Annotated in this window: 7 protein-coding genes; 4 read left to right on the plus strand and 3 right to left on the minus strand. The window is 76.1% G+C overall.

Annotated elements, in window-relative coordinates; all coding sequences use genetic code 11:
• Positions 1-7 precede the first annotated feature (7 nt).
• Together GJV82_RS15905 and GJV82_RS15910 are read left to right on the plus strand one after the other, a co-directional pair.
• Entirely contained in the window at positions 8-1015 is a 1008-nt protein-coding gene (locus GJV82_RS15905; protein ID WP_155099909.1) for an aldo/keto reductase, read from the plus strand.
• 66 nt (positions 1016-1081) lie between these two features.
• Positions 1082-1462: an MmcQ/YjbR family DNA-binding protein gene (locus GJV82_RS15910; RefSeq protein ID WP_155099910.1), complete on the plus strand. Its 381-nt coding sequence runs from the start codon at positions 1082-1084 to the stop codon at positions 1460-1462.
• A gap of 12 nt (positions 1463-1474) precedes the next feature.
• Here GJV82_RS15910 and GJV82_RS15915 read toward each other — a convergent pair whose 3' ends face one another.
• The gene (locus tag GJV82_RS15915; RefSeq protein WP_155099911.1) at positions 1475-2458 is read right to left on the minus strand and encodes a hypothetical protein; all 984 of its coding nucleotides are present in this window, start codon (positions 2456-2458) and stop codon (positions 1475-1477) included.
• A gap of 34 nt (positions 2459-2492) precedes the next feature.
• On the minus strand, positions 2493-3545 hold the full coding sequence (locus GJV82_RS15920; RefSeq protein ID WP_115942850.1) for a DUF4190 domain-containing protein: 1053 nt from the start codon (positions 3543-3545) through the stop codon (positions 2493-2495).
• 256 nt (positions 3546-3801) lie between these two features.
• Here GJV82_RS15920 and GJV82_RS15925 point away from each other — a divergent pair, with 256 nt between their 5' ends.
• Entirely contained in the window at positions 3802-4755 is a 954-nt protein-coding gene (locus tag GJV82_RS15925; protein ID WP_318657729.1) for a 3-methyladenine DNA glycosylase, read from the plus strand.
• On the opposite strand, the gene GJV82_RS15930 is transcribed toward GJV82_RS15925, so the two are convergent.
• The gene (locus GJV82_RS15930) at positions 4733-5203 is read right to left on the minus strand and encodes a peptidoglycan-binding domain-containing protein (protein WP_155099912.1); all 471 of its coding nucleotides are present in this window, start codon (positions 5201-5203) and stop codon (positions 4733-4735) included. The genes GJV82_RS15925 and GJV82_RS15930 overlap by 23 nt on opposite strands.
• 135 nt (positions 5204-5338) lie before the next feature.
• On the opposite strand from GJV82_RS15930, the gene GJV82_RS15935 reads away from it, so the two are divergent.
• A complete protein-coding gene (locus GJV82_RS15935; RefSeq protein ID WP_318657728.1) occupies positions 5339-6097 on the plus strand; it encodes an aminoglycoside 3'-phosphotransferase in 759 nt (252 codons plus the stop codon).
• Positions 6098-6128: the final 31 nt, after the last annotated feature.

Here is a 6128-nt window from a genome sequence, read left to right on the forward strand (position 1 = left end):
TCGCCGCATGACGACTGCGACCGACGACACCGCACCCCGCCCCGCCCTGCGCCGTCTCGGCCGGTCCGGCCTGGCCGTGTCCGCCGTCGGGCTCGGCTGCAACAACTTCGGCCGGCCGCGCACGGCGACCGAGACGCTCGACGGGACGCGCGCCGTCGTCGACGCCGCTCTCGACGCCGGGGTCACGTTCTTCGACACGGCCGACACCTACGGCGCGCGGCCCGGGCTGAGCGAGGAGCTGCTCGGCCAGGCGCTCGGGTCGCGCCGCGACGACGTCGTGGTCGCCACGAAGTTCGGCATGTCGATGCGCGGCGCGGCGGGCGCGGACTTCGACGCGCGCGGCTCGCGGCGGTACGTCGTGCGGGCCGTCGAGGACTCGCTGCGCCGGCTCGGCACCGACCGGATCGACCTCTACCAGTTCCACACGCCCGACCCGCGGACGCCGATCGAGGAGACGCTGGCCGCGCTCGACGACCTCGTGCGCGCGGGCAAGGTGCTCTACGTGGGGCACTCCAACCGGGCGGGGTGGCAGATCGCCGAGGCCGAGCTCACCGCCCGCGCCGCCGGGACCGTGCGGTTCGTGTCCGCGCAGAACCAGTACAACCTCGTCGACCGCGCGGCCGAGCTCGAGGTGCTGCCCGCGGCGGCGGCGTACGGGATCGGCGTGCTGCCGTACTTCCCGCTCGCGAACGGCCTGCTCACGGGCAAGTACGCGCACGGCGCGCGGCCCGACGACGGGCGCCTCGTCACGACGAAGCCGCACCTCCTGGAGTCGGCGCCGTGGGAGGCGCTCGCACGCCTCGGCGCGTTCTGCGAGGTGCGCCGGATCAGCGAGGTGCAGGTCGCGTTCGGGTGGCTGCTGTCGCGCCCGCAGGTGTCGAGCGTGATCGCCGGCGCGACGAAGCCGGAGCAGGTGCGCCAGAACGCCGCGGCGGGCGCGTGGGTGCCCACGGCCGAGGACCTCGCGGAGCTCGACGAGATCTTCCCGCCGGCCGCGAAGGTCGCCCCGTACTGACCGGCGCCCCGGCGACCGGGCGCTCTCGCCCTGGTCGCCGGGCACGGCCGGGCCTACCGTGGGGTCATGGCCTCGTGGGAGGACGTCGAGCGGATCGCGACGGTGCTGCCGGACACGGACCTCAAGGGTCCGCGGCGGTGGACCGTGCACGGCACGCTGTTCGTCTGGGAGCGGCCCCTGCGTGCCAAGGACCTCGACGAGCTCGGCGGCGGTGCGCCCGCCGAGCCGCCCGTCGCGTTCCGCGTCGCCGACGAGGGCGAGAAGGAGGCGCTGCTCGCCGACGAGCCGGACGTCTTCCTCACGACGAGCCACTTCCACGGCTACCCGATCGTGCTCGCGCGCCTCGACCGCCTCGCGGTGCCCGAGCTCGAGGAGCTCGTCCAGGACGCCTGGCTCGCGCGCGCCCCGAAGCGGCTCGCGCGCGAGTACCTCGACCGCACCGAGTGAGGCGCGGCGGCGTCACCAGGAGAACACGGCCACCGCGTAGCTCGCCCACGCCGGCTCGACCGCGACGGTGACGTCCTCGGGGTCGTACACGGTGTAGACGACGTCCCACTCGCCGCTCGTCCCGCGCTCGATCGTGTCGGGGCGCTCGAGCAGCGCGTCGGGGGCGAAGTCGTAGACCCTCCGGGGCACGAGCCCCCCGGAGACGGGCTGGATCTCGAGGTCGCGCGGGTCCACGACCCGGCTCGTGCCGTTGGTGACCCGGACGCGGATCCGCACGTAGTGCGGGTGGTCGTCCTCGCGCTCCGTCGCGTACTCGCTCAGGGTGTACGGGCGCGGCGCGGAGACCGAGACGACGAGGCCGTCGTCGTACCGCACGGACTCCCCGAACCAGACGCGGTCCGCGGCCGCGCCGATCCTCACCCCGTCCTCGCCGCCGCCCGAGCCCAGCGGGTACCCCCGCAGCGAGGTCGCGACCGCGTACCCCGGCCCGAACGACGGCACGACGTCGACCGTCACCCACGCCGTGAGGACGGCCGTGCCCGTGAGCAGCGCGACCAGCGTCCGCGCCCCTCGTGCGCCACGTCGCCGCGCGAGCGCTCCGACCACGAGCACCGCGACCCCCGCGAGCGCGTACGGGACGCCGACGTGCGCCCAGCCGCGCCACGACGACGCGACCTCCGTGGCGAGCACGGCGACGACGAGGAGCACGCCCGCGCACGCGGCGACGACGGCCGCGCCGTCCCACCGCCGCGCGGCGCTCCGCTCCGCGGGCGACGGAACGGGCGCCGCCGTCGCCGCAGGCTCCGGGTCGTCGGACGCCTGCCCGGTCCCACCGTCCGGGTCGGGCTCGGTGGGCGCCGGGTCGGTCTCGGCGGGCGCGGGCGCGGCCGGACCGGCCGCGGGCTCGCCGGGTCCCTCGGCGCCGGGTGCCGTCCCCCACGCGGGGACGGTGGGCGCCGCGTCCTCGGGCGGGCCCGCGGGGTCCTTCGTGCTCACGGCCGGTCCTGGGGTGCTGGGGCGGTCAGGGGGGTCAGTACGCGCTCGCGCGCGTGACCTCGAACGTCGCGGTGCGCATCGCCTCGAGGTTCTCCTCGTCGATGTACGTGAACACCTCGACGGTCTCCGACTCGCCCGGCGCGAGCTCGTCCGTGTACGCGAAGTCCGACTCGATCACGGTGCCGTCGGCGGCGATCGCATCGACGTCGAGGTCGAACGTCAGCGGCTCGTCGGACGTGTTCGTCAGCGTGAGCGGCAGCGTGGACTCGACCCACCCGTACTCGTCGGGCTCGCCCTCGAACGCGCCGAACTCGACGCCGAGGTCGTTCGCGAGGATCTCCTCGGTCGCCTCGCCGGACATGCGGTCGAGCTCCTCGTCCCACTCGGACGTCTCCTGCTCGAGGTCGACGATCGCCTGCTCGTACTGCGAGCTCGCGTTGTTCGCCGCGACGACGACCACGACCCAGATCGCGATGGTCACGAGGACGGACGCGACGCCGAGCGCGATCGCGGCGATCGAGAAGCCCTTGCCGGTGCGCCCGCGCTTGACCTGGGACAGGCCGACGAACCCGAGCACGACGCCGGCGATGCCGAGCACGACCGCGAACAGGTTGAGGAACGGGATCCAGCTGCCGAGGAAGCCGAGGATCGCGAGCACGAAGCCGACGATCGCGAGCGTGCTCGTCGACGACGCGGGCGCGCCGTACGCCGGGTAGCCGCCGTTGTACGGGGAGCCGTAGGGCTGCTGCGCCGGGTCCGGGTACGGCTGGGGGTACCCCTGCTGCTGCGCCGGGTCGCCGTAGGGCGCGGCGTAGCCCTGCTGGGCGGGGTCCGGGTACGGCTGGCCGTAGCCCTGGGGCGCGGACGCCGGAGCCTGCCCGGGCGCGCCGTAGGGAGCCTGCTCGGGCGACGACCCGTACGGCGCCGTCGCGGGGTCGGACCCGTACGGGGCCTGCTCCGGGGACGGGGCGTACGCGGGGGCGCCCGGGGCGGGCTGCGGGTCGCCCTGCGGCGCCGGGCTCGTCCCCTGCGGCCGGTACGGGTCGAACTGGTACGGGTCCTGCGGTGCCGTGGGCGGCTGCGACATGGTGCTCCTCCGCGGCGTCGCCGCGAGTCGTTCGTACGGGTGGGCGGAGGGCGACGCCCTCCCGACGCGCCGGGCCTTCACAGCACGTTCACGAGCATTCTTCCCGGTTCCGCCCACATCGGGAAAACGGCCCGGCGGGTGAACTCCGGCCCGGCCCGTCTCGGGACCCCTCTCGTACCCTGGGACGGTGCCCCTCACCACGACCACGACCGGCGACCCGACCGGCGCCGGCCCAGCCGCCACGCGCCCGGCCGGCGTGGCGCGCCCGGTCGTGCTCGCCGCGGACGAGTGGGCGGAGCGCGAGCGCGCGCACGCGGAGCGCGCCGACGCGTTCACCGCGGGCTGGCGCGCGCGCAAGCCGCGGCGCGAGAAGCACGCGATCGAGGACTTCCTCTTCACGTACTACCCCACGCGCCCGGCCCAGCTCCGGCGCTGGCACCCGGGCCCGGGCGTCGTGCTCGCTCCCCCGGCAGGCCGCGCCGCCGCCGGGTCGCCGGACGACGCCCCCGACCCGTACGCGACGCGCGCCGGGTGGCGGTGGTACCGCGAGACGCGCGAAGGCCTGACGCTCGACGTCGACGCGTTCCTCGCCGACCGGGGCGACACCGTGCGCTACCTGCGCGCCCTGCTCGCCGCCACGGCCTCGCGGCCGGGACGGTTCGGGTGCTTCGGCCTGCACGAGTGGGCGATGGTCTACCGCGACAAGGAGGCGGGCCGCGACCACCGGCACCCGCTCCCCCTGCGCCTCGGCCACGCGGGCACCGACCGCGTCGTCGAGTCGCACCCCGTGCAGTGCTCCCACTTCGACGCGTTCCGGTTCTTCACGCCCGAGGCCGGTCCGCTCAACCGCCTGCAGCCGACGCGCGAGACCCAGCCCGCCCTGGAGCAGCCGGGGTGCCTGCACGCGACCATGGACCTCTACAAGTGGGCGCTCAAGCTCACGCCCGCCGTGCCGGGCGACGTCGTGCTCGACTCCTTCGAGCTCGCGCGGGACGTCCGCGTCGTCGACATGCAGGCCAGTCCGTACGACGTGTCGTCGTACGGACTGGCGCCCGTCGCGATCGAGACGCCCGAGGGCAAGGCGCAGTACGTGCGCCACCAGCGCGCGTTCGCCGAGCGCGGCGCCGCGCTGCGCGAGCGGCTCCTCGCGGCGTGCGACGCGCTGCTCGCGAACGCCGACCCGGGGGTCAGTGCGACAGCATCCCGCTGACGAGGCACCGCCACGTCACGGGCCCGACGACGCCGTCGACGGCGACCTCCGGGAAGCCCGCGTGCAGCGCCTCCTGGAATCCGCGCACCCACACCTCGGTGCGCGGGCCGAGCTGCCCGTCGATCGCGAGCACGGGGTCGGGGCCGCCCGACAGGTCGCGCGCGACGGCCTCGCGCTGCACGGCCCGCACGGCCTCGCCGACGCTCCCCCGGCGCACGACCACGACGAGCGCGGCCCAGGTGGCGGGGCCGGCGACGCCGTCGACGTCGAGTCCCGCGGCGTCCTGGAAGGAGCGCACGGCGACCTCCGTGCGCGGCCCCAGCAGCCCGTCGACCGCGAGCTCGTGCCCGCGGTGGCGCAGCAGGTGCTGGAGCGTCTGGACCGGGTGCCCGTTCGCGCCGCGACGGACCCGCGGCCAGGCCGGCAGCCTGGTGATGACGACCGACATCGCGTTCCCCCTCGTGCGGACGCGGGCCCGGCGGAAGCCCGCCGTGAGGCACCCGCGCCCCGTCGTCTAGGGAGCGGACCGGGCCGCGCGGAATACACGACGGCCGCCGCGGGTCCGCGTGCGAGGATCCGTCGGGTGAGCCGTGCCGAGCGAATCGCCGAGATCCCGACCGGGCCCGTGACCGTCCCGCCCGCCGTCCGCACCCTCGCCGGGGACGACGTCGTCACGCCCGTGTGGCGCAACGTCCTCGGCGGGCTGACCTTCCGCCTCGACCCCGGCCCGGGCCGGGAGGCGGGCGAGACCCGGTACGTCAAGTGGGCACCCGCGGGGGTCCCGGGGCTCGACCTCGCCGCGGAGGCCGCGCGCCTCGCGTGGGTCGGCGACCGCACGCCCGTGCCGCGCGTCCTCGACCACGGGTCCGACGCCGACGGCGCCTGGCTCGTCACGCAGGCCGTGCCCGGCCGCTCCGCGGTCGAGGCCCGCGAGACCGGCGACCCGGCGGGCGCGGCCACCGCGATCGGTCGCGGCCTGCGCGCGCTGCACGAGGCGCTCCCCGTCGCGTCGTGCCCCTTCACGTGGTCCGTCGCGGACCGGGTCGCGAACGCCGACGCGCGCCTCGCCCGCGGCGACGGCCCGGCGCAGTGGTTCCCGGAGCACCGTGGCATCCCCGTCGCCGAGGCGAGGGCACGACTCGACGACGCACCCGCCGTCGACCGCCTCGTCGTGTGCCACGGCGACGCGTGCGTGCCCAACACGCTCCTGCACGACGACGGCTCGTTCGCCGCGCACGTGGACCTCGGCTCGCTCGGGGTCGCGGACCGCTGGGCCGACCTCGCCGTCGCCGCCTGGAGCACCGAGTGGAACTACGGCCCCGGGTACGACGGCCACGTCTAGAGGCTGTCCCGTATGGGGTGGTTCGGGTGGG

It is taken from the genome of Cellulosimicrobium composti (assembly GCF_009711085.1).
In the GTDB taxonomy this organism is placed as follows: domain Bacteria; phylum Actinomycetota; class Actinomycetes; order Actinomycetales; family Cellulomonadaceae; genus Cellulosimicrobium; species Cellulosimicrobium composti.

Excerpts from the sequence above, each read along its gene's own strand:
- GJV82_RS15905 (WP_155099909.1), top strand. The coding sequence starts at position 8 with ATGACGACTGCGACCGACGACACCGCACCCCGCCCCGCCCTGCGCCGT.
- GJV82_RS15910 (WP_155099910.1), top strand. The coding sequence starts at position 1,082 with ATGGCCTCGTGGGAGGACGTCGAGCGGATCGCGACGGTGCTGCCGGAC.
- GJV82_RS15920 (WP_115942850.1), bottom strand. The coding sequence starts at position 3,545 with ATGTCGCAGCCGCCCACGGCACCGCAGGACCCGTACCAGTTCGACCCG.
- GJV82_RS15930 (WP_155099912.1), bottom strand. The coding sequence starts at position 5,203 with ATGTCGGTCGTCATCACCAGGCTGCCGGCCTGGCCGCGGGTCCGTCGC.